The organism is Hymenobacter segetis (genome assembly GCF_038448715.1).
GTDB classification, from domain to species: domain Bacteria; phylum Bacteroidota; class Bacteroidia; order Cytophagales; family Hymenobacteraceae; genus Hymenobacter; species Hymenobacter segetis.
The window spans coordinates 32,147-55,629 of sequence record NZ_JBCEVZ010000013.1; the positions used below are offsets into that span (position 1 = coordinate 32,147).

General features: G+C 59.5%; 22 protein-coding genes and 2 tRNA genes. 10 read left to right on the forward strand and 14 right to left on the reverse strand.

The features are described 5' to 3' along the window. Window positions 1–76 precede the first annotated feature (76 nt). From AAFH49_RS07540 to AAFH49_RS07550, 3 genes are all read right to left on the reverse strand, one after another. Window positions 77–1,327 carry a glutamate-5-semialdehyde dehydrogenase gene (locus AAFH49_RS07540; protein WP_425293320.1) on the reverse strand — a complete coding sequence of 417 codons (1,251 nt, stop codon included), beginning with the start codon at window positions 1,325–1,327 and terminating at the stop codon, window positions 77–79. A 1-nt stretch (window position 1,328) separates the two neighbouring features. After that, on the reverse strand, window positions 1,329–2,420 hold the full coding sequence (proB, locus tag AAFH49_RS07545; protein WP_342297030.1) for a glutamate 5-kinase: 1,092 nt from the start codon (window positions 2,418–2,420) through the stop codon (window positions 1,329–1,331). Between the two features lie 307 nt (window positions 2,421–2,727). After that, the gene (locus tag AAFH49_RS07550) at window positions 2,728–3,726 is read right to left on the reverse strand and encodes an aldo/keto reductase (protein WP_342297032.1); all 999 of its coding nucleotides are present in this window, start codon (window positions 3,724–3,726) and stop codon (window positions 2,728–2,730) included. Between the two features lie 286 nt (window positions 3,727–4,012). On the opposite strand from AAFH49_RS07550, the gene AAFH49_RS07555 reads away from it, so the two are divergent. Further along, the gene (locus AAFH49_RS07555; protein ID WP_342297033.1) at window positions 4,013–4,717 is read left to right on the forward strand and encodes a DsbA family oxidoreductase; all 705 of its coding nucleotides are present in this window, start codon (window positions 4,013–4,015) and stop codon (window positions 4,715–4,717) included. Window positions 4,718–4,775: 58 nt separating this feature from the next. On the opposite strand, the gene AAFH49_RS07560 is transcribed toward AAFH49_RS07555, so the two are convergent. The 4 genes from AAFH49_RS07560 to mfd are packed head-to-tail and all read right to left on the reverse strand — an operon-like array spanning window position 4,776 to window position 10,895. Continuing rightward, window positions 4,776–6,254: a PAS domain-containing protein gene (locus AAFH49_RS07560; RefSeq protein WP_342297035.1), complete on the reverse strand. Its 1,479-nt coding sequence runs from the start codon at window positions 6,252–6,254 to the stop codon at window positions 4,776–4,778. A gap of 59 nt (window positions 6,255–6,313) precedes the next feature. Continuing rightward, entirely contained in the window at window positions 6,314–6,766 is a 453-nt protein-coding gene (locus AAFH49_RS07565; RefSeq protein WP_342297036.1) for a GNAT family N-acetyltransferase, read from the reverse strand. A gap of 10 nt (window positions 6,767–6,776) precedes the next feature. Continuing rightward, window positions 6,777–7,466, reverse strand: a complete 690-nt coding sequence (locus AAFH49_RS07570) for a DUF6624 domain-containing protein (RefSeq protein WP_342297038.1) — start codon at window positions 7,464–7,466, stop codon at window positions 6,777–6,779. A gap of 9 nt (window positions 7,467–7,475) precedes the next feature. Then, window positions 7,476–10,895, reverse strand: a complete 3,420-nt coding sequence (gene mfd / locus AAFH49_RS07575; protein ID WP_425293321.1) for a transcription-repair coupling factor — start codon at window positions 10,893–10,895, stop codon at window positions 7,476–7,478. A gap of 243 nt (window positions 10,896–11,138) precedes the next feature. Between mfd and AAFH49_RS07580 the strand changes: the two genes are divergently transcribed. Both AAFH49_RS07580 and AAFH49_RS07585 read left to right on the forward strand, forming a co-directional pair. Continuing rightward, complete coding sequence (locus tag AAFH49_RS07580; protein WP_342297041.1) at window positions 11,139–11,879, forward strand: metal-dependent hydrolase; 741 nt, start codon at window positions 11,139–11,141, stop codon at window positions 11,877–11,879. Window positions 11,880–12,265: 386 nt separating this feature from the next. Next, window positions 12,266–13,273 carry an NYN domain-containing protein gene (locus AAFH49_RS07585; protein WP_342297043.1) on the forward strand — a complete coding sequence of 336 codons (1,008 nt, stop codon included), beginning with the start codon at window positions 12,266–12,268 and terminating at the stop codon, window positions 13,271–13,273. A 75-nt stretch (window positions 13,274–13,348) separates the two neighbouring features. On the opposite strand, the gene AAFH49_RS07590 is transcribed toward AAFH49_RS07585, so the two are convergent. After that, window positions 13,349–13,828 carry a PaaI family thioesterase gene (locus AAFH49_RS07590; protein ID WP_342297045.1) on the reverse strand — a complete coding sequence of 160 codons (480 nt, stop codon included), beginning with the start codon at window positions 13,826–13,828 and terminating at the stop codon, window positions 13,349–13,351. A gap of 113 nt (window positions 13,829–13,941) precedes the next feature. Between AAFH49_RS07590 and AAFH49_RS07595 the strand changes: the two genes are divergently transcribed. Next, window positions 13,942–14,247 (forward strand): Mpo1-like protein, encoded by a 306-nt coding sequence (locus tag AAFH49_RS07595; RefSeq protein WP_342297047.1) that lies wholly within the window; start codon window positions 13,942–13,944, stop codon window positions 14,245–14,247. Here AAFH49_RS07595 and AAFH49_RS07600 read toward each other — a convergent pair. Continuing rightward, the gene (locus AAFH49_RS07600) at window positions 14,244–14,702 is read right to left on the reverse strand and encodes a GNAT family N-acetyltransferase (protein WP_342297049.1); all 459 of its coding nucleotides are present in this window, start codon (window positions 14,700–14,702) and stop codon (window positions 14,244–14,246) included. The genes AAFH49_RS07595 and AAFH49_RS07600 overlap by 4 nt on opposite strands. Window positions 14,703–14,806: 104 nt before the next feature. Here AAFH49_RS07600 and AAFH49_RS07605 point away from each other — a divergent pair, with 104 nt between their 5' ends. Continuing rightward, the gene (locus tag AAFH49_RS07605; protein WP_342297050.1) at window positions 14,807–15,298 is read left to right on the forward strand and encodes a YajQ family cyclic di-GMP-binding protein; all 492 of its coding nucleotides are present in this window, start codon (window positions 14,807–14,809) and stop codon (window positions 15,296–15,298) included. A 94-nt stretch (window positions 15,299–15,392) separates the two neighbouring features. After that, complete coding sequence (locus tag AAFH49_RS07610) at window positions 15,393–16,166, forward strand: TerC family protein (RefSeq protein WP_342297052.1); 774 nt, start codon at window positions 15,393–15,395, stop codon at window positions 16,164–16,166. Between the two features lie 87 nt (window positions 16,167–16,253). On the opposite strand, the gene AAFH49_RS07615 is transcribed toward AAFH49_RS07610, so the two are convergent. Both AAFH49_RS07615 and AAFH49_RS07620 read right to left on the reverse strand, forming a co-directional pair. Beyond that, window positions 16,254–16,664, reverse strand: coding sequence for a hypothetical protein (locus AAFH49_RS07615; RefSeq protein WP_342297053.1), 411 nt, complete (start codon window positions 16,662–16,664; stop codon window positions 16,254–16,256). Window positions 16,665–16,709: 45 nt separating this feature from the next. After that, window positions 16,710–17,243 (reverse strand): RNA methyltransferase, encoded by a 534-nt coding sequence (locus tag AAFH49_RS07620; RefSeq protein ID WP_342297054.1) that lies wholly within the window; start codon window positions 17,241–17,243, stop codon window positions 16,710–16,712. A 249-nt stretch (window positions 17,244–17,492) separates the two neighbouring features. Between AAFH49_RS07620 and mutS the strand changes: the two genes are divergently transcribed. The 3 genes from mutS to AAFH49_RS07635 all read left to right on the forward strand — a co-directional run bounded on the left by mutS (window position 17,493) and on the right by AAFH49_RS07635 (window position 20,562). Further along, window positions 17,493–20,186 (forward strand): DNA mismatch repair protein MutS, encoded by a 2,694-nt coding sequence (gene mutS / locus AAFH49_RS07625; RefSeq protein ID WP_342297133.1) that lies wholly within the window; start codon window positions 17,493–17,495, stop codon window positions 20,184–20,186. Window positions 20,187–20,317: 131 nt separating this feature from the next. Continuing rightward, window positions 20,318–20,393: transfer RNA gene (locus AAFH49_RS07630), tRNA-Gly, on the forward strand. Window positions 20,394–20,479: 86 nt separating this feature from the next. After that, window positions 20,480–20,562, forward strand: a tRNA-Leu gene (locus tag AAFH49_RS07635). A 224-nt stretch (window positions 20,563–20,786) separates the two neighbouring features. Here AAFH49_RS07635 and AAFH49_RS07640 read toward each other — a convergent pair. The 3 genes from AAFH49_RS07640 to AAFH49_RS07650 are packed head-to-tail and all read right to left on the reverse strand — an operon-like array spanning window position 20,787 to window position 22,146. Further along, window positions 20,787–21,293: an XrtX-associated membrane protein gene (locus AAFH49_RS07640; protein WP_342297056.1), complete on the reverse strand. Its 507-nt coding sequence runs from the start codon at window positions 21,291–21,293 to the stop codon at window positions 20,787–20,789. Next, complete coding sequence (xrtX, locus tag AAFH49_RS07645) at window positions 21,286–21,870, reverse strand: exosortase X (protein WP_342297058.1); 585 nt, start codon at window positions 21,868–21,870, stop codon at window positions 21,286–21,288. Before xrtX ends, AAFH49_RS07640 begins: the two co-directional genes overlap by 8 nt. A 57-nt stretch (window positions 21,871–21,927) precedes the next feature. Beyond that, the gene (locus AAFH49_RS07650) at window positions 21,928–22,146 is read right to left on the reverse strand and encodes a PID-CTERM protein-sorting domain-containing protein (RefSeq protein ID WP_342297059.1); all 219 of its coding nucleotides are present in this window, start codon (window positions 22,144–22,146) and stop codon (window positions 21,928–21,930) included. Between the two features lie 310 nt (window positions 22,147–22,456). Here AAFH49_RS07650 and AAFH49_RS07655 point away from each other — a divergent pair, with 310 nt between their 5' ends. Next, the gene (locus AAFH49_RS07655; protein ID WP_342297060.1) at window positions 22,457–23,452 is read left to right on the forward strand and encodes an AAA family ATPase; all 996 of its coding nucleotides are present in this window, start codon (window positions 22,457–22,459) and stop codon (window positions 23,450–23,452) included. Window positions 23,453–23,483 lie beyond the last annotated feature (31 nt).

A 23,483-nucleotide genomic window follows, 5' to 3' on the forward strand; every position in this document is an offset into this window, starting at 1 on the left:
CGCATATTTGCGTCTCGTCGTTAAACGAATATGAATGGCGCGGCCGACAAAACGCAAATATGCGTCTCTACATCCTTTATGAATTTCGGATTTGTCCGGTGCCGCGCACTAGCCATTTGTAGCTCGTCAATTCCTCCAAGCCCATCGGCCCGCGGGCGTGCAGTTTCTGGGTGCTGATGCCGATTTCGGCCCCCAGCCCAAACTGCCCGCCATCGGTGAAAGCAGTGGAGGCATTGGCATACACGGCCGCCGCATCCACGGCATTGAGGAAGGTTTCGAGGTTCACCGCATCCTCCGAGATAATAGCTTCGCTGTGTTTCGAGCCAAATTGGGCAATGTGCTCCAACGCTTCATCCAGCGAAGCCACGGTTTTTACGGCCATTTTCAGGGAGAGAAACTCGGTGCCGAAATGCTCCGCCGTTGCAGGAGCCAGCAAGGCCGCCGGATAGTGACCGGCCAGCGCGACGTAGGCCAGCGCATCGGCAAACAGCTGCACTTCGGCGGCAACCAAAGGGGCCAGTAGCGCCGGTAAATCGGCCAGTCGGCTGGCGTGGATTAACAGGCAATCCAGCGAGTTGCACACGCTCACGCGACGGGTTTTGGCGTTGGCGATGATGGCCGCGCCGCTGGTCAGGTCGCCGGTTTCATCGAAGAAAGTGTGCACCACGCCGGCCCCGGTTTCGATGACGGGCACCCGCGCATTTTCCCGCACGTAGTTGATGAGCACCTGGCTGCCGCGCGGAATCACCACATCGACAAATCCCACGGCCCGCAGCAGCGCCTCGGTGGCGGCGCGTTCGGGCGGCAGCAGCGTGGCCACGGCGGGCGGCAGGCCGTGGCGGGCCAGCACGGGCGCGGCCACCGCCAGCAGCGCGGCGTTGGAAAACGCGGCATCCGAGCCGCCCTTCAGCAGGCAGGCGTTGCCGGTTTTCAGACACAGCGCCAGGCTGTCGATGGTGACGTTGGGACGGGCCTCGTAGATAATTCCGATGACGCCCAGCGGTACCCGCACTTTGCTTAGCTGTAAGCCATTCGGCATTGTTTTCTGGCTGAGAATTGCGCCCACCGGCGAGGGCAGGGCGGCCACGGTGCGCAGGTCGGCAGCGATGCCGGCCAGGCGCTCGGGCGTGAGGCGGAGGCGGTCGTGGCGCGGGTCGGTTTCGGGCATGCCGGCCAGGTCGCGGGTGTTTTCGGCCAGCAGAAAGCTGGTTTCGGCCACCAGCGCATCGGCCAGGTCGCGCAGCAGCGCATCGGTGGCGGCGGGGGCGAAGGCGGCCAGCAGGCGGCTGGCCTGCCGGGTGGCTTGAAATTGCGGGCTCAGGTCCACGTTAGGCGAGGTCAGGATTCAGAAACAGGTAATCATAATGCACCAACGGGCGCTGGTGCTGGTGCCCCAGCCGCTCCAAGGCCTTATCGAGGCCGTATTCGGCAATGCCGAGGCCCAGCGAGAGGCCGGCTTCGTCGGCAATCTGTACAATATCACCTTTTTTAAATTCTCCTTCGATGCCGAGAATGCCCACCGGCAGCAGGCTCACGGCCTTGCCGGGCGTGCTGAGGGCGGCGCGGGCCCCGGCGTTCACGCGCACGGTGGCTTTCACGGCGCTATGCGCGTGGGCCAGCCATTTCTTTTTGCCCGAGGCCGTTTTGCTGGGCCGAAACCAGGTGCTGAGCGCAGTGCCGGCCAGCACGCCGGGCAGAATATCCGTCGTTTTGCCGTTGGCAATGTGCACGCTGATACCCAGCTTGGCCACTTTGTGCGCCATGTGGCACTTGGTGAGCATGCCGCCGCGCCCAAACTGCGAGCGCTGCGCGGTGATGAACTGCTCGAAACCAGTATCAGCCGGCGCGATTTCCCGAATCAGCTCGGAGTCCGGCAGGCGCGGGTCGCCGGTAAAAATGCCGTCCACGTTGCTGAGAATAATCAGCGCATCGGCATCGAGCTGGGCCGCGATGAGGCTGGCCAGCTCGTCATTGTCCGTAAACATCAGCTCCGTGACGGAAATGACATCGTTCTCATTCACAATAGGAATGACCTGCTGCTGGAGCAACTCCTGGAAGCAGTTGCGCATGTTGAGGTAGTGCTGCCGGTCGCGGAAATCCTCTTTGGTCACCAGCACCTGGGCGCAGAGCAGGCCGTGCTTGGCCAGCAGCTCGGCGTAGGTGCTCAGCAGCTTCACCTGGCCCACGGCGGCCAGGAGCTGGCGGCTGCGCACGGCATCGGCTTGGGCCGGCACGGTGATGAGGCTGCGCCCCGCTGCCACCGCGCCCGATGATACCACGATGACTTCGAGCCCCTGGGCTTTGAGCTGCACAATCTGGTCCACGAGGTGGGCCATGCGGGGCAGGTCGGGCAAGCCGTTGTCCTGGGTGAGGACGTTGGAGCCGATTTTGACGACGAGGCGGCGATAGGGGAGGGGCATGGGCAATGCGTTAATAGCCCTGCAAAGATGTGCCCGCCGCTCTGCCCGCCCGCACTTGCCTTCCGATAACAACCGGTTCAGTTCCGGAGACAACTGCTTCAGCTCGGAAGGTAACCAGTTCGGTTATGAAGACAACCAGTTAGGTTCCGAAGGCAACTGGTTCGGTTCCGAAGGCAACTAGTTATGCTCAGCGAGCAACCGGTTCAGTTCGGAAGACAACCGGTTCGGGTCGGACCCAAACAAGTTGCCCCCGGAACCCAACTGGTTTGGGTCCGAGGGCAACTTGTTTGGTTTGGGCGGATGGCGGCTAGGCGATGGCAGGTGCCAGCTCCCGCAGCTGCTTGTTGATAAAATCCACCTCCTCAAACGTGAGCTGGAAATTCATGGCGCGGGCGTTTTGCACGGCCTGCTCGGGGTTGCGCGCCCCTACCAACGCCACCGATATGCCGGGCTGCGCCAGCGTCCAGCGCAGCACGAGCTGGCTGAGGGTGGCGTTTTTGGTTTCGGCCAGCGGGCGGATTTTGTTGAGTACGGTGTTCACACGCTTCACGTTTTCGGGGGTGAAGAAGCGGTTGCCGTTGCGCAGGTCGCCTTCGCCGAACTCCTGGCCGGGCTTCATTTTGCCGGTGAGCAGTCCTAATTGTAAGGGGCTGTAGACCAGAATAGACTTGTTGTTTTCGATGCAGTACGGCACCACGTCGGCCTCAATATCGCGGCGCAGCATGCTATAAGGCACCTGGTTTGAAACAATATTCAGGGTCTTTTCGGCTTCCTGCATCTGGGCCACCGAGTAGTTGCTCACGCCGGCGGCCCGCACTTTACCTTGTTCGATGAGGCGACTCACGGCTTCCATCGTTTCGTCAATCGGGGTGGTCACATCGGGCCAGTGCTGCTGGTAGAGGTCGATGTAGTCGGTGCCGAGGCGGCGCAGGCTGTTCTCGCACTCTTTGATGATGCTGTCGCGGCCGGCGTACTTGTACACGTCGAGGTCGTGGCCGTCGTTGTCCTTGGTTTTCATGGCGAAATCGCCTTTCGCCAAATCCCAGCGCATGCCAAATTTGGTAAGGATTTGCACCTTGTCGCGCGGCAGGCTTTTGATGGCTTCGCCCACGATTTCCTCGCTGAAGCCCATGCCATACACCGGCGCGGTGTCGATGCTGGTCACGCCCAGTTCGTAGCTGGCGTGGATGGCGCCCACGGCGTCGTTTTGCTCGGTGCCGCCCCACATCCAGCCGCCGGCTGCCCAGCTGCCAAAGGTGATGCGCGAAACGGAAACGTCGGAGGAGCCTAGTTTTTGATATTCCATGAGGATTGATGGTCGGGTTGAAGGAAAATGGCCGCGTTGGGGCCGGGGGTGTTAACCGGGCTTTGGGGATGAAGGTTGTGGAGCAAGGGAAGAGAGGAAGGAAAAGCACGTCATGCTGAGCGCAGTCGAAGCATCTCTACTGCAATACTAAATGAATTGCGTTGTGCGGTAGAGATGCTTCGACTGCGCTCAGCATGACGTTCCAATCATCTTCAATCTTCACCCGAAACTTTTCGCCCCATCAGTTTCTTTTAGCCACTTCCATTGCTTCAAAATACCCAACGATATGAAAGTTGAAATCTGGTCCGATGTGGTGTGCCCGTTCTGCTACATCGGCAAGCGCAAGTTTGAAAATGCCCTCAAAGACTTCGCGCACCGCGACGAAGTGGAAGTGGTGTGGCACAGCTTCCAGCTCACGCCCGACTTCGAGCCCATTCCCGGCGAGAGCATCCACGAGTCGCTGGCCAAGAAAAAGGGCGTTTCGGTGGAGGAAGGCCGCAAAATGAACGACTACATGACCACCGCCGCCAAGGAAGTGGGCTTGGATTATCAATTCGATAAAACCATTCCGGCCAACACCTTTCTGGCGCACCAGCTCATCCATCTCGGCGCGCACCACGGCAAGCAGGATGCCACCAAAGAGCGCCTGATGGCCGCCTACTACCTCGAAGGCCAGAATATCGGTGACCTCGACACGCTGGTGAAGCTCGGCACCGAAGTCGGCCTCGATGCCACCGAAAGCCGCGAAGCCCTCACGGCCGGCACCTACGCAAATGCGGTGCGCCTCGATGAATATCAGGCCCAGCAAATCGGCGTGCGCGGCGTGCCCTTCTTCGTATTTGAGGACAAATACGCCGTGTCCGGCGCGCAACCCAGCGAGCTATTCGCCGAAGTGCTGGAGAAGGTGTATGATGAGTTCAAGCCCACCAAACCCGCCCTGACCATGGTGGCCGACGGTGACGCCTGCGGCCCCGACGGCTGCGAAGTGTAGCGAAAAAAACATCATTAAAAAAGCCTCAGCAAACACTGCTGAGGCTTTTTTAATAATATTAGTGGATTGGTTGCGTCCCGGAGCGCAGCTGTTCCTGTAGCGCTTCGGCTTGCTGGCGGGCCAGCACTTTGTCGGTCACATCCACGATGAAGGCCAGAATGCCCAGCGTAGCGCCCTGCTCGCTGAGCAGCGGCTGATAGGTGAAGTCGACATAGCGGAGCTCCGGGCGGTCCGTAGTGGGGTCGTAGAGTTGGACGGGCATTTCGCGGCCCTGGAAAGGCACGCCCGTGGTATAGACTTGGTCGAGCAGGCCGATGAAGCCTTGCTCCACCACTTCCGGCAGTGCTTCGGCCACCGTGAGCCCCAGCTGGGTGCGGCCGCCGGACAGCTCCTGGTAGTGCTCGTTGAAGAATGAAAAGCGGTGCTCCGGCCCGGTGAGCGTGGCAATGCTGGCCGGCACCTGCCCCAGAATCTGGCTCAGCAGGCGCTGCTGCTGGGCGGCGGAAGTACGGTGCTGCTCGGCATCGGCCAGGGCGGTTTCGAGCTGCTTGGTGCGCTCGGCCACGCTGCCTTCGAGCAGCTGTTGCACTTTCAATACTTCCTCCTGATTGGTAAGCAGTTCGGCGTTGCTTTCGTGCAGGGCACGGTTCACGGCCGCGAGCTGGTCGTTGAGGTCCTGGATTTGCTGGCGGGCCTGCACCTGCTCGCTCACCTCGGTGGCTACCACCATGGCACCCGTGATGGTGCCGTCGTCTTCGCGCAGCGGCAGGTACACGAAGTTCCAGTACACGGACTCGGGCTGGCCATTGCGCACAATGGTGGAGAGCATTTCCTTGGCTACGTGCGGGTTGCCGGTGGCCATCACCTCATTCAGTAGGTCATCGAAGCCCTGGCCGGTAATCTCGGGCAGCAGCTCGAACAGCGGCGTGCCGATGGCCTGCGCCGGCGTGCGGTCCCATAGCTCCAACACCTTGGGGTTGGCCAGCTCAATGACGAACTGGGGGCCGCGGTAAGTGGCAATGGCCACTGGAGCCTGCTCAAAAATGCGGGCCAGCTCGCCGCGCTGCCATTCGGCGGCTTCGCGGGCTGCCTGCTCGCGCACCTGCGCATCGTGTAGCTGCCGGGCATCGCGGGTTTGGGCCGTGATGTCGACCACGGTGTGGAGCAGGTGCGTTACGCGGCCCTGCTCATCAAGCACCGGCGCATTGCGGGACTGCCAGTAGCGCTCAATGAACTGGCCGGGCTGCGCCGGGTCGGGCGTGTCGTAGGGTTGCACGGGCAGCTCGTGCGGCTGGCCGGTAGCCACCACCTGCTCCATCGAGGCGCGCACATCGCGCACGCTGTGTGCTTCCGGGGTATCGGGGTTGTCGGGAAATACGTCGAATACGTAGCGCCCAATCATATCGGAACGCTTCATGCCGGTTGCGGTCAGGTACGTGTCGCTGACCGCCTCAATCAGCAGTTCGGGCGAAAGCAGCAGGCTGGCGCTGGGCAGGGCACTAAAGATGGATAACAGGTCCGAAGCAAGGGTGGGCATAAATCAGATGTGAGGACGGCGATAATGGAGTGCGAAATACGCAGATTTTAACAACTTGGCTAGGCGGGCCGCACCATGGGAATGTGCGGAATGCCGTCCTCCACATACATCGGCCCCGACTGCTCGTAACCGAATTCGTTGTAAAACCGCTCCAGGTGCTGCTGCGCCCCTATTTTATTGGCCTGTGGGCCGAATAAGGAATCCGAAAAGGCCAGCGCCTGCCGCATCAGTTCGCGGCCCAGGCCGTACTGCCGGAAGGGCTGCGCCACAATCACGCGGCCGATGCTGGCCTGCTCGCCACTCTTGCCCGCATCGAAGAGCCGGGCGTAGGCGGCCAGCTCGCCGGCTTCGTTGTAGCCCAGCAGGTGGTGGGCATCCATGTCCAGCCGGTCAATATCCTGAAAAGCACAGTTTTGCTCTACCACAAACACCTCGGAGCGCAGGCGCAGCAGGTCGTAGAGAATCAGGCTTGGAAGGGCGGCGAAGGGAAGGCAATGCCAGCGAATGGTCATAAGCGGGGTTCTATTTGGGCATTTTCTCAACGTCTTTCAACGTCAATACACGGTACTGAATCCCCAAATTAGCGGCATTCTGCTCTACAGTGGTTGGGAAGCCGGCCTTTTTTCGGCGCTCGTTCACGCTGGCCGCCTCCTGAATAGGCCACACGAAGGGCGGCTGCGCCTCGCGCCGGCCGGTTTGGGGGTTCAGCACGCTGTAGCCAAACGCCTGGGTGCCATAAATCTGCGCCTTGCCGTCGCGCATCAGCTGGCGGTCCAGCATCTGGGCGTAGAGGTAAAACGGTAATTCACCCTTGCTAGCAGCCTTTTTGATGAGCGGCAGGTAGTGGTCGATGTCGTCGGAATGCTGGATGACGTACCACGCGGCCTCGTTCGTGGGCTCGCCCACAAGCGTCTTGCCGGGGTAGCCGTACTGTTTCAAAATCTGCTTCACCCGCACCAGATTGGTCGAATCCGTGCGTAGCATCTGGCCCGGGATGTAGGTGGGCAGGCTTTCCCGCGTCACGCCCAGCGCACGGGCCAGCGAGTCGGGCCGGTGCCGCTGGTGTGGGTCGAAGAGCATGCTGCGCCACTTCTGGTCCACGGCGTATATGCTGTCCAGTTCGTGCTTCAGGCGCGCATTCTGCGGCGTCGTTTGGGCAGCGGCGAGTTGTGGCAGCAGCCCCAGCAGCAAGACGAAAAACAGAGATTTCATGCTGTCAAATTACGCCGTCACTGCCTCCTCGCTGCCCAGCTCACTCAGCACGCGCTTGGCCTGCTGAATGGACCGCACTTCCTCAAACGTCACAATGAGCTGGGCCTTGTGTTCCTTCAGCTTGGCCGTGCGCGGGTGCGTTTGCACGTAGTTGAGGATGGTGCCGAACTGCTCGCCCTGGAAGTAGGCCTTGTGGTCGTCGTCGGCGGGCAGGTAGCCCTTCAGCGTGTCGCGCTTGAGGGTGATTTTGGCGAAGCCCACCTTGCAGGCCTGCCAGCGCAGCCGCACAATGTCGGCCAGCTGCTCTACCTCCGGTGGCATCGGCCCGAAACGGTCCACCATGCTGGCCAGCAGCTTGCGTAGCTCCTCCGGCTTCTGGGCGCGGTCGAGCTTGGCATAAAGTTGTAATCGCTCCGAGACGTTGCTCACGTACTTTTCGGGGATGAGCACCTGCTGGTCCGTTTCCACGTTGCACTCCTGCACGCGGCCCGCGCCGGCCGCCAGCTGCAGCCGCTGCTGCGAGTTCGCATCGCCCAGAAACAGGTCGCGGAATTCAGTTTCCTTCAATTCCGTCACCGCCTCGTCCAAAATCTGGTGGTAAGTCTCGTAGCCCAAATCATTGATAAAGCCCGACTGCTCACCGCCCAGCAAATTGCCCGCGCCGCGAATATCCAGGTCGCGCATGGCCACGTTGAAACCCGCGCCGAGGTCCGAAAACTCCTCCAGCGTGCTCAGGCGCTTGCGGGCATCGGCCGGCAGCTGCGCCACTGGCGGCGTCAGCAGGTAGCAGTAGGCCTTGCGGTTGGAGCGGCCTACGCGGCCGCGCATCTGGTGCAAATCTGAAAGGCCGGCCAGGTGGGCGCGGTTGATAATGATGGTGTTGGCGTTGGGGATATCGAGCCCACTTTCGATGATGTTTGTTGAAACCAGCACATCGTACTCGCCTTCCACGAACTTCATCATGCGCTTTTCCAGCATCTCGCCGTCCATCTGCCCGTGGGCGAAGGTGATTTTCGCATCCGGCACTAGTCGCAGAATCGTGCCGGCCATTTCCTCAATGTCCTTCACGCGGTTGTGCACGAAAAACACCTGCCCGCCGCGCTTCAATTCCCGCGCCACCGCGTCCCGAATCAGAATCTCGTCATACACGTGCAGCTCCGTGTTCACCGGCTGCCGGTTGGGCGGTGGCGTGGCAATCACGCTCAAATCGCGCGCTCCCATCAGCGAGAAGTGCAGCGTACGCGGAATCGGCGTGGCCGAGAGCGTGAGCGTGTCCACGTTCACCTTCAGTTCCTTGAGCTTGTCCTTGGTCTTGACGCCGAATTTCTGCTCTTCGTCAATAATTAGGATGCCCAAATCCTTAAACTTAATGTCCTTATTGGTTAGCCGGTGCGTGCCAATCAGAATATCGGTTTTGCCCTCCGCCACGCGCCCTAATGTCTCCTTAATCTGCTTCGTCGACTTAAACCGGTTGATGTATTCCACCGTCACCGGCAGCGTGGCCAGCCGGTCGCGGAAGGTCTTGTAGTGCTGCATCGCCAGAATAGTCGTCGGCACCAGCACGGCCGCCTGCTTGCCATCGGCCACGGCCTTGAACGCCGCCCGAATGGCAATTTCCGTCTTGCCAAAGCCCACATCGCCGCAAATCAGCCGGTCCATCGGGTGGGGCTGCTGCATGTCGTTTTTCACGTCCTCCGTGGCCTTGGCCTGGTCGGGCGTGTCCTCGTAAATGAAGCTCGATTCCAACTCCGCCTGCAAAAATCCATCCACCGAAAACGCGAAGCCCGGCGCAGTCTTCCGCTTGGCATAGAGCCGAATAAGGTCGGCCGCAATGTCCTTCACCTTCTTCTTTACCGACTTCTTCTTGTTCTCCCACTCCGGCGAGCCCAGCTTGCTCATCGTGGGCGGCGAGCCCTCCGCGCCGCTGTATTTCGCAATCTTATGCAGCGAGTGAATGCTAACCGTCAGCAAGTCATCATCCCGATAAACGAGGCGAATAGCCTCCTGAATCTGCCCGTTAATTTCCACCTGCGTCAGGCCCGCGAAACGCGCAATTCCATAATCCTGGTGCGTCACGTAATCACCCGGTTGCAGCGTTTTTAATTCGCGCAAAGTCAGCGCTTTTTTCTTCGAGAATTTCCGCGCTTCCTGCGCCCGGTAATAGCGCTCAAACAACTGGTGGTCGGTATAAACGGCCAATTCAAGCTGCTCATCAATAAAGCCTTCGCGCAGCGCCATCAGCAAATGCTGGAACTGCACGTTGTTGTCCAACTCGTCAAATATCGTTCGCAGCCGGTCGGCCTGCCGCACGGTATCGGCGGTAATTATCGTGGTGAAATTACGCAGCTGGTTTTCCTTCAAATTCTTCACCATTCGCTCGAATTCCTTATTGAAACTCGGCTGCGGCTTGGCGCTAAATTGAAACGTGTCGGCGTTTTTGAAATGAAACCGCTTTCCGAATTCCACCACCGCGAATTCATCGAGCAGCTTCTTAAAGCTCTTGCCCGATTCAAATAAATCTCCCGGCTTGCTCACTATTTGCATGCCGCCGCTTTCGCTCAGCATCTGCTGAAAATTCGCCTCCGCTTTCTCGAATAATTCCGTCACTACGTCCAGCGTCTGACGCACGTCTTTGGCCCAGATACAGGCCGTGCGGGGCAGGAAATCAAAGAATGCCTCCCGCGTTTCGGTCAGCATCTTGGTCTGCACATTGGGAATAATGCTGATGCTGGGCCGCGCCTCTACCGATAATTGCGTCTCGGGATTAAACGTCCGAATGCTCTCAATTTCATCGCCGAATAATTCGAGCCGAAACGGCAATTCATTCGCGTAGCTGAACACGTCCACAATGCCGCCGCGCACCGCGTATTGCCCCGCTTCGTACACGAAATCCGTCTTCTCAAAATCGTACTCGCCCAGCAGCTCGCCCAAAAAAATCACGTCCAGCTTGTCGCCCACCTTCGCATTGAACGTGTTTTTAACCAAACTCTGCCGGTTAATCACCTTTTCCGTCAGCGCCTCCGGGTAGGTCACGATAAACACGCTGTTGCCCGTGCTGGCCGCCCGCGTCGTGTTGATGCGGTTCAGCGCCTCGGCGCGCATCAGCACGTTAGCATTCTCGGTTTCGTCAAACTGGTAGGGCCGCTTGTAGGAGCTTGGGAACAGCAGCACTTCCGGTCCCTCCGGCAGCAGGTGCTGCAAATCGGCCAGGAAATACGCCGCCTCGTCCTTGTCGTGCATGATGAACACGTGCGGGTGCTGGGCGTGCGCCACCGCGGCCGCTACCACCGCGTCCTGGCTGCCCACTAGGCCGCGCAGGTGCAGGCGGAGACTGCTGGGGTTGGGCTTGGCGGCTTCGCGCAAGCGGGAGGCCAGCACCTGGAGCTCGGGGGAAAGGCGATATAAACGAAGAAAGTCAGCTACTTGCACAAAGAATCAGGCTAGGACAGGGCAAATGAAGTAGCCCGGCCAGATGAAAATCCGGTCGGGCAGCGGGGTAAATACACCGCAATGGTAACGAAGGTTTCCGGACTAGCCTCGTCATTCTGAGCGGCACGAAGAATCTGAATAATGTGGAATTGACCACTAATCGATTTGCGATAATCACGCGCTAATTCGCGGTGCTCAGCAGGACAACTGGTAGCTTCGTGCCCCCAATTCCCCATTCCTTGCATGCGCGGCTCTTCTCACCTGGCCATCGGCCTCATCACCGGCGTGGCCGTGGCCGGGCTGGCCCCGGGCATTCCGTTCTCATTGGCCGGTATTGCCCTGGCCGGCTTCTCCAGCCTCGCCCCCGACCTCGACCACCCCGATAGCCGCCTCAGCAAGCGCCTCGGTTTCACCCAGACTTATGTGCGCTGGGCCTTTGTGGCCGCAGCGCTGGCCCTGGCCGCCTACGCCTACCTGCAGCTGCGGCCTGGGGCCGAGCAACGCCTGTTCTACACCGGCGCGCTGGCCTTTGGGCTGATTGGCGTGGGGATGCAGGGCGGCTCCACGCGGCGGCTGGCGCTGTTGTTCACGGGCCTGGGCACGGTGGTGGCCGGCCTCTATACCGAGCAATTGTGGCTAAGCCTGCTGGGCACGTTTGTGGCGCTGGCGCCCTTCACCGCGCACCGCTCTTGGACGCACACCATCTGGGCCACCGCGCTCTGGACCTACATCGGCTACCTCGCCGACCAGCACCTCGGCTGGCGCGGCGTGGCCCTGTACGCGGGCAGCGGCTACGCCTCCCATCTGGTGGCCGATACCCTCACCAAATCGGGTGTGAGGTGGTTTTTGCCCATCTCGGAGTTCTCCTTTAAAGTGCCGCTTATCAGCACCGGCTCGGCCAGCGGCAACCTGCTGGAAGTGGGCATTTGCGTGGGCTATGCGCTGCTGGTGCTGGGGCTGGTGGTGGGGCACATGGGCTTTTAGCCGGGCGCGGCTCCGCCGATTGGCGCAGTGGTACCAGAAACGCCATCCGCTTGATTGTGGGCGCTGTTGCATAAGTCAGCTAAGACCGTTAGCTTCGCAGCAGATATGCTGGTAAAATAGGGTCGATTTTGTATTGAATCGTGTTATTATTCTGCGTTTTCAATCGTTTTCGCCAGCCGGTATCCTTTAAAATCAATTAAGCTACATTTTAATCCCATCAACGGCCGCCTTCTATCGGGCCGCTTTGCTGCCTGGGGTTGCCTACTGACTATACTGAAAGCTGGAACGGGTGACGAGTAATTTGTCGCGTGTGGTTCCGGCATTTCTCTTGATTCACACTCCTAGTCCCACTCAAAACACTTCTCTAACTTTACTTAACGCATCCCATGAACCAGATGAACAGCCCCTTGATTCGGGTTGGTGTCTTTTATGACGGCAACTATTTCTTAAAAATTAGCGACTATTATTATTTCCAGCACGAACGCAAAGCCCGCATTAGTCTGGAAGGCCTGCACGAGTACATTCGCCACCAAGTTGCTGAGGAAGAAGATGTTGACGTGCGCCTGGCGCAAATCACCGATGCCCACTTTTTCCGCGGCCGCCTCTCCGCCACCGAAGCCCGCGACAAGGACCGTCTGTTCCACGACCGCCTGCTCGACGACATCCTGATGAACCTGGGCGTGCAGACGCACTACATGGCCCTCAAAACCCGCGACGGCCGCCTCCAGGAAAAAGGCATCGACGTGTGGCTGAGCCTCGAAGCCCTCGAACTCGCCCTGCACAAAACCCTCGACGTGGTCGTGCTCATCGCCGGCGATTCCGATTACGTGCCCCTCATCCGCAAGCTCAACACCGTGGGCACCCGCGTGATGCTGCTGAACTGGGACTTCAAATACGAAGACTTCAAGGGTGAAACCCGTGTTACGCGCGCCTCGCAGCAGCTGCTGGAGCAGGTGACCTACCCCGTGGCCATGCACGACGTGATTGACCGCGGCCTCGCCCAGCAGGACGAGGTGGTGGAAGCCATGTTTGTGAACCAGTCGGAGCCCGCCGCTTTTGCGCCCAGCACCGCTGCCGCGCCCAAACTGGCCCGTCCCACCGGCCCCACCGCCGCCGGCCCCGTGGGCACGCTCGGCATGAGCACCATCAAAAACCTGAAAAACGGCTTTGGCTTCGTGGTAATGCCCCCGAACAACCTGTTCTTCAGCTACGCCGACCTGACCGAAGGTGACTTCAACGACCTGCGCGAAGGCGACTGGGTCGAGTTCACCGTGGGCCGCAACCACCGCGACGAGGACTGCGCCCGCAACGTGCGCAAAGTGCCCGCCCCGCAAATGACCGACGGCGACGACGAGTACGAGCCCGTAGGCGTACACGCCACCGCCGAGCTGTAATTCGACTACTCGTTAAGATAAAAAAAGCCCGCCAGATAATTCTGGCGGGCTTTTTTGTCTTAACTAAGGTAATGCCTACCCCATCAACAGTTGCGCAAAGTCGCGTTTGGAGGCCGGGTAGCGGTTGAAAGTGCCTAAGCCACGCGCTACGGCTACATCGCTGTGGCCCGCCTTCACGCGGTAGACTACGCAGCTGCTCACCACCAGCGAGTTGCCGCTATGGTCGACTACGCCGCGTGCTACCAATTCATCGTGTAAATGCACGGCGTGCAGGTAGTTCATCTTGAATTCGACGGTGGATACCAACTCCATTTTGGTGAAGGCCAGGGAAAGGGCGGCCGCGCCCAGGGCCGCGTCCATCAGGCCGGCCAGCACGCCGCCGTGGCAGGTGTTGGGGGAGGAGAGGTGCTCGTCGCGGATGACCATGCGGTATTCGATTTGGCCGGGCGTGCTCACCGTCAGCTCCATGCCGTTGGTGCGGCCGTAGTGGTTCATCTGGTTGTAAGCAGCCACCATGGTGGCGAGGTCGGGGAGAACAGGGGCTTTGTCGGACATGGGTGAGGGCGGGAATTGCCACGGCAAGTTTGCCGAAAAATTTGCTTGATTTGTTGAGTGCGGCATTTTTCGGGGGCGAAAAGCCGTAGTTTCCCCTCTTTCTGATTCCCGCCATGTCCTTGCAGCCACTCACGTTTGCCGAGTTTTATCCCCGCTACCTGCGCGAGCATAGTCGGCGGGGTATGCGGGTGCTGCATTTCGTGGGCACTACGCTGTTTATCATCTGCCTCGTGATGCTGCTGCGTACTGGCAACTGGAACTGGCTGGCGGCCGGCGTGGTGGCGGCTTATGGCTTTGCCTGGGTCGGCCATTTCTTTATTGAGCACAACCGGCCAGCCACCTTCCAGCACCCGTGGTATTCGCTGCTGGGCGATTTCCGCATGTATTTCGACTTGTGGCGCGGCCGCGAGAAATTCTAAAGCTGCTTCCGCATCAGAAAATGCGGGATTTCACCAAACAGCAGGTGCGAAGGCTCGACCACTGCGTAGCCCAGCTTTTCATAAAATCCCACGGCCTTTTCGCGGGAGTGCAGCACGATTTCTCGCAAGCCCACCACCCGCGCCTGTGCTTCCAGATAAGCCACCACGCGCTGCCCCAAGCCTTGGCCCGCCGCCTCCGGTGCTACGGCCATAAAGCGGATTTGGCCCTGTTCATCACTGGTGGGCTGGAGCATGCCCACGGCCAGCGCGGCGGGCGGGCCGGTGGTTTCGGCCAGCAGCAGGGCGTGGATGGTGCCGGGCTCGTCATCGGCCGGCACGCGCTCCGAGCCGGGGGGCTGCTGCCAGGGCTGGCGCAGCACGGCGTAGCGCAGGGCATAGTAGGCGGCCCACTCGGCGGGGGTGTGGGGTGGCTGGATGGCGGTGGCTGAATTCATGAGGGAAACGTGAAGTGTGAGCGCAACCAAGGCCGATGCGGGGCGTTACCTTTGCGGCCCGGCCAATCCCGGTTTAATCTTCTCAAAACTACGCCCCACCCGCCATGGCATCCTTCGACATCGTGAGCAAAGTTGACCCGCAAACCCTCGAAAACGCGGTAAATACGGCCCAAAAAGAACTCCAGACCCGCTACGACCTGCGCGACACCAAGGGCGGCATCGAGCTGAATAAAAAGGAAAACACCATCCTGCTGTCGTCGGAGAATTCGATGCGCATCAAGGCGCTGGAAGACATCCTGCTCGGCCGCGTGGTGAAGCAGGGCATCGACGGCACCAGCCTCGACTTCTCGGCCGATGAGCAGCCCAGCGGCCAGCTAATCAAGAAGACCATCAAGGTGCGCGCCGGCGTGGACAAGGAGTTCGGCCGCAAAATCATCAAGGCCATCAAGGATGCCAAGGTGAAAGTAGAAGCCCAGATGCAGGACGACCAGGTGCGCGTGTCGGCCAAGAAAATCGACGATTTGCAGGCGGCCATTGCCGTGCTCCGCAAGGCCGATATCGGCCTGCCGCTGCAATTCGTGAACATGAAATCCTAGCGCGAGGAAATAAGGTGGGAAAGCTGTAATGCCGGGGCTGCTTGCTCCGATTAAGCTTTTTCACAACCCCAGATATCACCCCCAGAGTTACTTAATGTACGATTTTTCGGCTTTTGCCCACCCCGCTACCTGGGTTAGCTTGCTCACCCTCACGTTCATGGAAATCGTGCTGGGGATTGACAACATCATCTTCATTTCCATCGTCGTGAACCGGCTGGCGAAGGAGCAGCAGGCGCGGGGCCGCACCATCGGCCTACTGCTGGCGCTGGTGTTCCGCATCGGCCTGCTGCTGAGTATTTCCTGGATTGTGAGCCTGCGCAACCCGCTGTTCAACCTGCCCAATTTCCCGTGGCTGGACGACAAGCCGTTTGGCGTGACCGGGCGCGACCTGATTCTGCTGGCCGGCGGCCTGTTCCTGATGTACAAGAGCACCACCGAGATTCATACCAAGCTGCAGGGCGAGGAGGAAGAGGAAACCATGGGCGGCAAAGGCGCGTCGATGATGAGCATCATTCTGCAAATCGTGGTGATTGACATCGTGTTCAGCTTCGATTCCATCCTCACGGCCGTGGGCCTGGTGGACAACGTGTTGGTGATGATTGCAGCCGTGATTTGCGCTATGGGCATCATGCTGAGCTTCAGCGGCGTGGTGGCCAATTTTGTGAATAACAACCCGACCATCAAGATGCTGGCGCTGTCGTTCCTCATCATGATTGGCTTCATGCTGGTGATGGAAGCCGCCCACAAGGAAATCGAAAAAGGCTACCTCTACTTCGCCATGGCTTTCTCGCTGACGGTGGAAGTGCTGAACCTGCGCCTGCGCAAGAAAACCAAGCCCGTACACTTGCGCGACTCACAGTACGACTAAGAAATTTTTACTCCAGAAAGCGCAGCCAAAAGGCGCAGAGGTCGCAGAACGTTCTGCAACTTCTGCGCCTTTTGGCTTCAGTGAGAATTACACGATGGCCATTGCTGCTACTTCATTCGCTTGGACGAGGACACGGCGCTGGGCCATCTCGAGCAGGCGGCGGTTCAGTTCGGAGCGCTGCTGGCGGTAGAAGGCATATTCATCAGACGTGAAAAAGCCAGTTATCAGGCCCACCACGGTATAGCGCAGTTTGGTATTGCGGGTCAGCAACTCGGTTAGCTGGTGGTGCTGGTCGGTGGGACGGAGGGTGATGTGGTGGTCGCACACGAAATCGGCCACCACGGCCAGCAGCAGGTCATTTTGCAGCTTCATCACTGGGCGTAGCGTGGTGTGTAGGAAAGCCCCAACGGTGCCATCTGCGTCGGTCGTTTCGGTGACGACGACGGGGCGCAGGGCCAGCAGGGCCGCATTGGGGCGGGCGAATTCAGGGACGGACATGGCGGGCGAAAGCAGGGAAACCGGCGCGCCCGTCAATGGTTGCCGCTACACCACGCCCAGTTTCACCAGCGCGTCCCAAAGCACCACGCCGGCGGCCACGCCCACATTGAGCGAGTGCTTGGTGCCGAACTGCGGGATTTCCACGGCCACGTCGCACAACGCCAGCACGGCATCGTCCACGCCGAATACTTCGTTGCCCATCACCAGCGCCAGCGGGCGGCCGGGCTCGGGCCGAAACTGCGGCAGCGAGACGCTGCCAGTTGTTTGCTCCACGGCCGCAACGTGGTAGCCGGCGGCTTTGAGGGCGGCCACGGCGGTCACGGTTTCGGCTGCGTATTCCCAGGCCATAGATTCCTCGCTGCCCAGCGCCGTTTTGGTGATTTCGCGGTGCGGCGGGCGCGGTGTGTAGCCGCAGAGGTAGATTTTTTCGAGCGCAAACGCGTCGGCCGTGCGGAATATCGCTCCCACGTTGTGCATGCTGCGCACGTTGTCGAGCACCAAAACCACGGGGCTTTTGGGCGTACTTTTGAAGTCATCAACCGAGGCCCGGTTCAGCTCGGCCATTGTGAGTTTTCGCATGGAAATAGCGCGAACTTTGCGGTTCGCTTTGTCGGTTTAAAATAGGGTGGCAGGCAGGTTTGATGCGCTTCGTCAAGCTGCGTTCACAACTTCGGAAACTGCCGCTCCCTCTTGTTCACATCAAAAAGCTGCGCCCTGCAAAGGTCGCGCGCCGTTGCCTTGCCTGCACCCAAAAAAGAATTCGTTATCAAGTCCGTCGGCCCCGACCACTTCACCGTGCCCATCCCGGCCGTGACCGAAACGCCGCTGATGAAGCAGTATTACCAGCTCAAGCAGCAGCATCCGGGCGCGGTGCTCCTATTCCGGGTGGGCGATTTTTACGAAACCTTCGGCGAAGATGCCGTCACGGCCAGCCGCATTCTCGACATCACGCTCACCAAGCGCGGCGCGGGTAGCAGCAGCGAAGTGGCCCTGGCTGGCTTCCCGCATCACTCGCTTGATAACTACCTGCCCAAGCTGGTGCGCGCCGGCCAGCGCGTGGCCATCTGTGACCAGCTCGAAAACCCCAAAGAAGCCAAGGGCCTGGTAAAGCGCGGCATTACCGAGCTGGTGACGCCCGGCGTGAGCATGCACGACAACGTGCTCGAACGCCGCTCCAACAACTACCTCGCCGCCATCCATTTCGGCAAAACAGAAGCCGGGATTTCCTTCCTCGATATCAGTACCGGCGAATTCCTGGCCGCCCAGGGCACCTTGGATTACCTGGGCAAGCTGATGCAGAATTTCAGTCCCGCCGAAGTGCTTTTCTGCAAAAAAAGCCGGGGTGATTTTGAGCAAAACTTTGGCCCCGACTACTGCACTTACGCGCTCGATGACTGGGTTTTTGGGGCTGACTACGCCCACGACATTCTCACCCGCCACTTTCGCACCACGTCGCTGAAAGGCTTCGGTGTTGACAACCTGAAAGAAGGCGTGATTGCGGCCGGCTGCATCCTGCACTACCTCGCCGAAACCAAGCACACCGACATCCAGCACATTGCCAGCCTCGGCCGGCTGGAGGAGGACAAGTACGTATGGCTCGACCGCTTTACGGTGCGCAACCTGGAGCTGGTGCACGCCCAGCACCCCGGCGGCGTGCCCCTTATCGACGTGCTCGACCAGACCCTCACGCCGATGGGAGCACGCTTATTGCGCAAGTGGATAGTGTTGCCGCTCAAAGAAGTAAGCCAGATTCAGCGCCGCCTTGATACCGTGGCGGCTTTAGTTGCCGATGAAGAATTGCTGGCCGACCTCACTCAGCACCTGCGCCAAATCAACGACCTAGAGCGCCTGATTTCCAAAGTCGCCGTGCGCCGCGTGAACCCGCGCGAGCTGCTCCAACTGGCCCGCGCCCTCGAAGCCGTGGCGCCCATGCGCGAGCGGCTGGCCGCCTCCGGCGTGAAGGCGTTGGTAAAACTGGCCGAGCAGCTCAACCCCTGCGCCAACCTGCGCCAGGAAATCTTCGCCAAAATCAAGCCCGATGCGCCCATCCTCACCAACCAAGGCGGCGTGCTGAATGCGGGTATTGATACCGAGCTGGATGAGCTGCGCGCCCTGGCCTTCTCGGGCAAAGACTACCTGTTGCAACTCCAACAGCGCGAGCAGCGCAATACCGGCATCTCGTCGTTGAAAGTAGCTTACAACAAAGTGTTTGGCTACTACCTCGAAGTCACCAACGCCCACAAAGACAAGGTGCCCGCCGAATGGATTCGCAAGCAGACGCTGGTGAACGCCGAGCGCTACGTGACCGAGGAGCTGAAAACCTACGAGGAGAAAATCCTCAACGCCGAGGAAAAACTCTTCGTGATTGAACAGCGCATTTATAACGACTTGGTGCTGGCGGCGCTTGATTTCGTGCCCCAGATTCAGCAAAATGCCCGCGCCATTGGCGTAATGGATTGCCTAGCCAGCTTCGCCCTCACGGCGCGGCAGCAGCGCTACGTGCAGCCCGTGGTGAACGACGGCACCCTTCTCGACATCAAAGCCGGCCGCCACCCCGTCATCGAGCGCCAGCTGCCGCCCGGCGAAAGCTACATCCCCAACGACATCTGCCTCGACCAGGACGACCAGCAGATTGTGGTGATAACCGGCCCCAACATGGCCGGCAAATCTGCCCTGCTGCGCCAGACGGCCCTAATCGTGCTGCTGGCCCAAATCGGTTCTTTCGTGCCCGCCGATGCCGCCACCATCGGCATCATCGACAAGATTTTCACCCGCGTTGGCGCTTCCGACAACCTGAGCAAGGGCGAAAGCACATTTATGGTGGAGATGACCGAAACCGCCTCCATCCTCAATAACCTATCGGACAGAAGCCTGGTGCTGATGGACGAAATCGGCCGTGGCACCAGCACCTACGACGGCATCAGCATCGCCTGGGCCATCGTGGAGCACCTGCACAACAACCCCAAAGCCAAGGCCAAAACCCTCTTCGCCACCCACTACCACGAGCTCAACCAGCTGGCCGACGACTGCTCCCGCGTCCGCAACTACAACGTAGCCGTGAAGGAGGCCGACGGCCGCATCCTCTTCCTGCGCAAGCTCCAGCCCGGCGGCTCCGAGCATAGTTTCGGCATCCACGTGGCGCGGCTGGCCGGCATGCCCACCAGCGTAGTCCTGCGCGCCAACGAAATCATGCATCACCTCGAAGTGGAGCGCACCAGCGCCGGTGCCGAGGACAACATGCCGACAGAATTCGACGATGTGCTGGCCGGCATTGAGCCCAATGGCAATGCCACGCGCGCCGGTATAGCCGTGCCGCCGCCCCGTGAGCCTGCTCAGCCCAAACCCCGTGCCACTACGGCCGTAGCCACTGCCCCCCGCGCCCAGCTCAGCATCTTCGAGCCGAGCGACCCGGCCCTGGAGCGCATCCGCGAGTTGCTCCAGCACCTGGATGTGAACACGCTCACGCCCATCGAAGCGCTGATGAAGCTGAACGAATTGAAGCTGACATTAGGGAAAGGTTAAATTTTTCGGCCTGAAAATGAAGCAGAAAGGCCTCTGGGATGAATATTTCCACACCTGCTACTTGCTTCCTCAAAAAATCGCCCTACCTTTGTCGCACCATTCAGCACAACGAAAATTGTTCTGAACCTCCTGCGAGAGTAGCTCAGTTGGTAGAGCGCGACCTTGCCAAGGTCGAGGTCGCGAGTTCGAACCTCGTCTCCCGCTCCAAAAACAAAAAACGCTGTCTTCGGACGGCGTTTTTTGTTTAAACAGAGTCCAGATTTTTTAGAGTAGTTTTGGCATTCGCCAAGCCTGCCGGAGTGGTGGAATGGTATACACGAGGGACTTAAAATCCCTTGCCTTCACGGGCTTACGGGTTCGAGTCCCGTCTCCGGTACAAAATATAAGGACGCAAAAAAGCCGGCCCACTTCGCAAAGTGGCCGGCTTTTATTGTGTTATTAGCTCACAGTAGAGCCCATTTTGAGGATGGTAGTTGACGCAACAGTCTAGTATCCACAGCGCTCAAGGCCATTGGGGAGCGTGGAACATGATGTTGCTACCGATTGGTGCGCCTGAGAGCATCACCGCCGTTACTAACATTCACAGCACATTGATAGACTCTAAACACGGGGCATCTGTGGGCCGAATCCTGCCCGGAATAGCACATACAGGCCTGCCAACGGCAGTGGGCTTACCACGAAGTCCAGAATCTGGCGGCTGAGCCGGTAGGCCCACACAGCATCGCCAGCCAGCTTGCCCACTAGCACAATGCCCACGTACACAGCCAGCGTGCCAGCATAAAGTGCCACCGCCACGCGCCACTGGGCTGGGGCCAACAGCAGCCGAAGCAGCAGCAAGCAAATGCCAAGGTAAAGGGCCGCGTAGGTGGCCACGGCGGGCAGCAGCCGCTTAGTGATTCCGCCGTTAATGCCTTGCTGCATGGCTGCTGCCATGTGTTGGAGGCCAATGGCGGCCAACAGCCGCTGCCACATGTTGGTCAGAAAGGAGAGGGTTTGCTCATCATACACGCCAATGAGTAGCAGTGCCAGCAGGAGCAGCGCTACCAGTGCCCTGCGGCCCGCTGGCCGGGAGCGTGTTGCCGGCCGGGCCAGGGGCAGGTCAGGCACTGGCAAGTGCAATTGGCGGGGCAGGGCGCGGGCTATTTGTTGTTGCTAGGCGTTTGGCCCACAGCATCCAAAGTCCGAAAATGCAGCCATACACCACGAAGGTGAACGTGTAGTGGTGGTTGAAGTCGACGGATTTATGGGCGTAATGGTGGTTGATAGCCAGGGCCGCCACGCGCACCACGTTCAGTACCCAGATAAGCGCAATGCCCGCCGGAATGAACCATAGCTTCCGGCGCCAGGAGCCAGGAAAAGCCAGCACAAACCCCGCGAAAAGCGCATAAAGCACCAGCCCGTTGCAAGGAATGCCTACAATCACGGAGGGGTGGCCGCTCATCAGCAGCAGGTAGGCGTTGTGCGGTGCCACGGCGGCATCGAAACCAGCAGTTTGCAGCACCCGGGCACTGGCCCGGGCAATGTTGGCGCACAAAGCGGTATCCAGGCGGCCATCGAGGGACAGCCACCGCTCGTAGCCAAAAAACCAGACCAGATACATCGCCGTGGCCGCCAGCAGAAAGCGGAGCAGAAGCCGATTGCCAGCGTTGTGTGCAGTGGGGGAGGCAGCCAAAAAATCAGCCATAAGCCGCAAGAGTAAGGTGCAAAGCAGCGCCAGGGCAACTACCCTGGGCCAGGACCATTAAGCCTGTTTGCGCCGTACCCGTAGGCGCTTGAGGCCGTAGGCCACGCCGCCGGCCAGCAGCAGCGACACGCCGCCGTCAATAGGGGTGTCGATGGGGTCCGGGTCGGGACCGGGGCCGCCGTTATTCGGATTCGTTCCCTGTGCCAGGGCAATGGCGCTGGAGGTCATTACCAGTGCGAGCACCGGCAGTAAGCGCTTGAGGAGAAGTAACTTCATACGTAAGGTGCCAAACAGTGGGGTAAATTTGATAAATGCACGTGAAAGTAGGAGAGTGTAAAAGTAGAAGAATCTTTTAATTATACCTCTAAATGATGCCAAATTATGGGCTGACTTTGTTGTTCGATACGTGTATGACTCAATTAAGTTCTTATTATCAAGGTATTAGTATGCAAAATAGTCTCGGTTGAGTAGGCTCGGACTATCAACTGGGAAGCCTGGCAGGGCTTAAGAAATAGGATGCTCTGGTACCCGCTAGCACCGGCGTTGTGCCTACCTTGCAGCTACTGTTTTGCCCATTATCTTACGTATGACCCCTGTTTCTGATACTTCCGTGCCAGCGGCACCCATTGATTATCATCCGCTCATCCGCCAGGTATTTGCGGAGATGGGCAAGGTGGTGGTGGGGCAGCAGCCCCTGCTCAGCCGCCTGCTGATTGGGCTGTTTACTGGCGGGCATATCCTGCTGGAAGGGGTGCCGGGCCTGGCCAAAACCCTCACCATTTCGACGCTGGCCAAGGTGTTGCACCTGCACTTTCAACGGGTGCAGTTCACGCCGGATTTGCTGCCTTCGGACCTGGTGGGGACTATGATTTACAACCAGAACCAGTCGGTTTTTGAGGTGAAGAAGGGGCCGATTTTCGCCAACCTTGTGCTGGCCGATGAAATCAACCGCTCGCCGGCCAAGGTGCAGAGCGCCCTGCTCGAAGCCATGCAGGAAAAGCAGGTGACCATCGGCGATACCACATATCCGCTCGACCTGCCTTTTCTGGTGCTGGCCACCCAAAACCCCGTGGAGCAGGAAGGCACCTACCCGCTGCCCGAAGCCCAGGTGGACCGCTTTATGCTGAAGGTGCACGTGGACTACCTCAAGAAGGCCGACGAACTGGAGGTTATGCGCCGCATGGCCAACCTCAGCTTCGTGGAGGACGTGCAGCCCATTCTGACCAAGGAAGATATTTTCGGCATCCGTCAGCAAATCAACCAGGTACAGATTTCGGATACGCTGGAAAATTACCTCATTGAGCTGGTGTTTGCTACCCGCCGGCCCGCCGACTACGACCTGCCCGAATTTGCCCAGGCCGTGCAGTTTGGGGCCAGTCCCCGGGCCAGCATTGCGTTGCACCGCGCTTCCAAGGCCGTGGCTTACCTCGAAGGCCGTGACTACGTGCTGCCCGAAGACATTAAGGAAGTGGCGGCCGATGTGCTCAACCACCGCATTCTGCTCACCTACGAGGCTGAGGCCGACGGCATCCGCACCCAGGATTTGATTGAGGCCATTCTGCGGAAGGTGCCCATCAGCTAGATGCACGATGCAGCAAGGGCAATAAAAAAGG

Bases quoted from the DNA above. Each gene is read 5' to 3' on its own strand.
- proB (WP_342297030.1), bottom strand. From the start codon at position 2,420: ATGCCCCTCCCCTATCGCCGCCTCGTCGTCAAAATCGGCTCCAACGTC.
- AAFH49_RS07550 (WP_342297032.1), bottom strand. From the start codon at position 3,726: ATGGAATATCAAAAACTAGGCTCCTCCGACGTTTCCGTTTCGCGCATC.
- AAFH49_RS07555 (WP_342297033.1), top strand. From the start codon at position 4,013: ATGAAAGTTGAAATCTGGTCCGATGTGGTGTGCCCGTTCTGCTACATC.
- AAFH49_RS07560 (WP_342297035.1), bottom strand. From the start codon at position 6,254: ATGCCCACCCTTGCTTCGGACCTGTTATCCATCTTTAGTGCCCTGCCC.
- AAFH49_RS07565 (WP_342297036.1), bottom strand. From the start codon at position 6,766: ATGACCATTCGCTGGCATTGCCTTCCCTTCGCCGCCCTTCCAAGCCTG.
- AAFH49_RS07570 (WP_342297038.1), bottom strand. From the start codon at position 7,466: ATGAAATCTCTGTTTTTCGTCTTGCTGCTGGGGCTGCTGCCACAACTC.
- AAFH49_RS07580 (WP_342297041.1), top strand. From the start codon at position 11,139: ATGCGCGGCTCTTCTCACCTGGCCATCGGCCTCATCACCGGCGTGGCC.
- AAFH49_RS07585 (WP_342297043.1), top strand. From the start codon at position 12,266: ATGAACCAGATGAACAGCCCCTTGATTCGGGTTGGTGTCTTTTATGAC.
- AAFH49_RS07590 (WP_342297045.1), bottom strand. From the start codon at position 13,828: ATGTCCGACAAAGCCCCTGTTCTCCCCGACCTCGCCACCATGGTGGCT.
- AAFH49_RS07595 (WP_342297047.1), top strand. From the start codon at position 13,942: ATGTCCTTGCAGCCACTCACGTTTGCCGAGTTTTATCCCCGCTACCTG.
- AAFH49_RS07600 (WP_342297049.1), bottom strand. From the start codon at position 14,702: ATGAATTCAGCCACCGCCATCCAGCCACCCCACACCCCCGCCGAGTGG.
- AAFH49_RS07605 (WP_342297050.1), top strand. From the start codon at position 14,807: ATGGCATCCTTCGACATCGTGAGCAAAGTTGACCCGCAAACCCTCGAA.
- AAFH49_RS07610 (WP_342297052.1), top strand. From the start codon at position 15,393: ATGTACGATTTTTCGGCTTTTGCCCACCCCGCTACCTGGGTTAGCTTG.
- AAFH49_RS07615 (WP_342297053.1), bottom strand. From the start codon at position 16,664: ATGTCCGTCCCTGAATTCGCCCGCCCCAATGCGGCCCTGCTGGCCCTG.
- AAFH49_RS07620 (WP_342297054.1), bottom strand. From the start codon at position 17,243: ATGCGAAAACTCACAATGGCCGAGCTGAACCGGGCCTCGGTTGATGAC.
- mutS (WP_342297133.1), top strand. From the start codon at position 17,493: ATGAAGCAGTATTACCAGCTCAAGCAGCAGCATCCGGGCGCGGTGCTC.
- xrtX (WP_342297058.1), bottom strand. From the start codon at position 21,870: ATGGCTGATTTTTTGGCTGCCTCCCCCACTGCACACAACGCTGGCAAT.
- AAFH49_RS07650 (WP_342297059.1), bottom strand. From the start codon at position 22,146: ATGAAGTTACTTCTCCTCAAGCGCTTACTGCCGGTGCTCGCACTGGTA.
- AAFH49_RS07655 (WP_342297060.1), top strand. From the start codon at position 22,457: ATGACCCCTGTTTCTGATACTTCCGTGCCAGCGGCACCCATTGATTAT.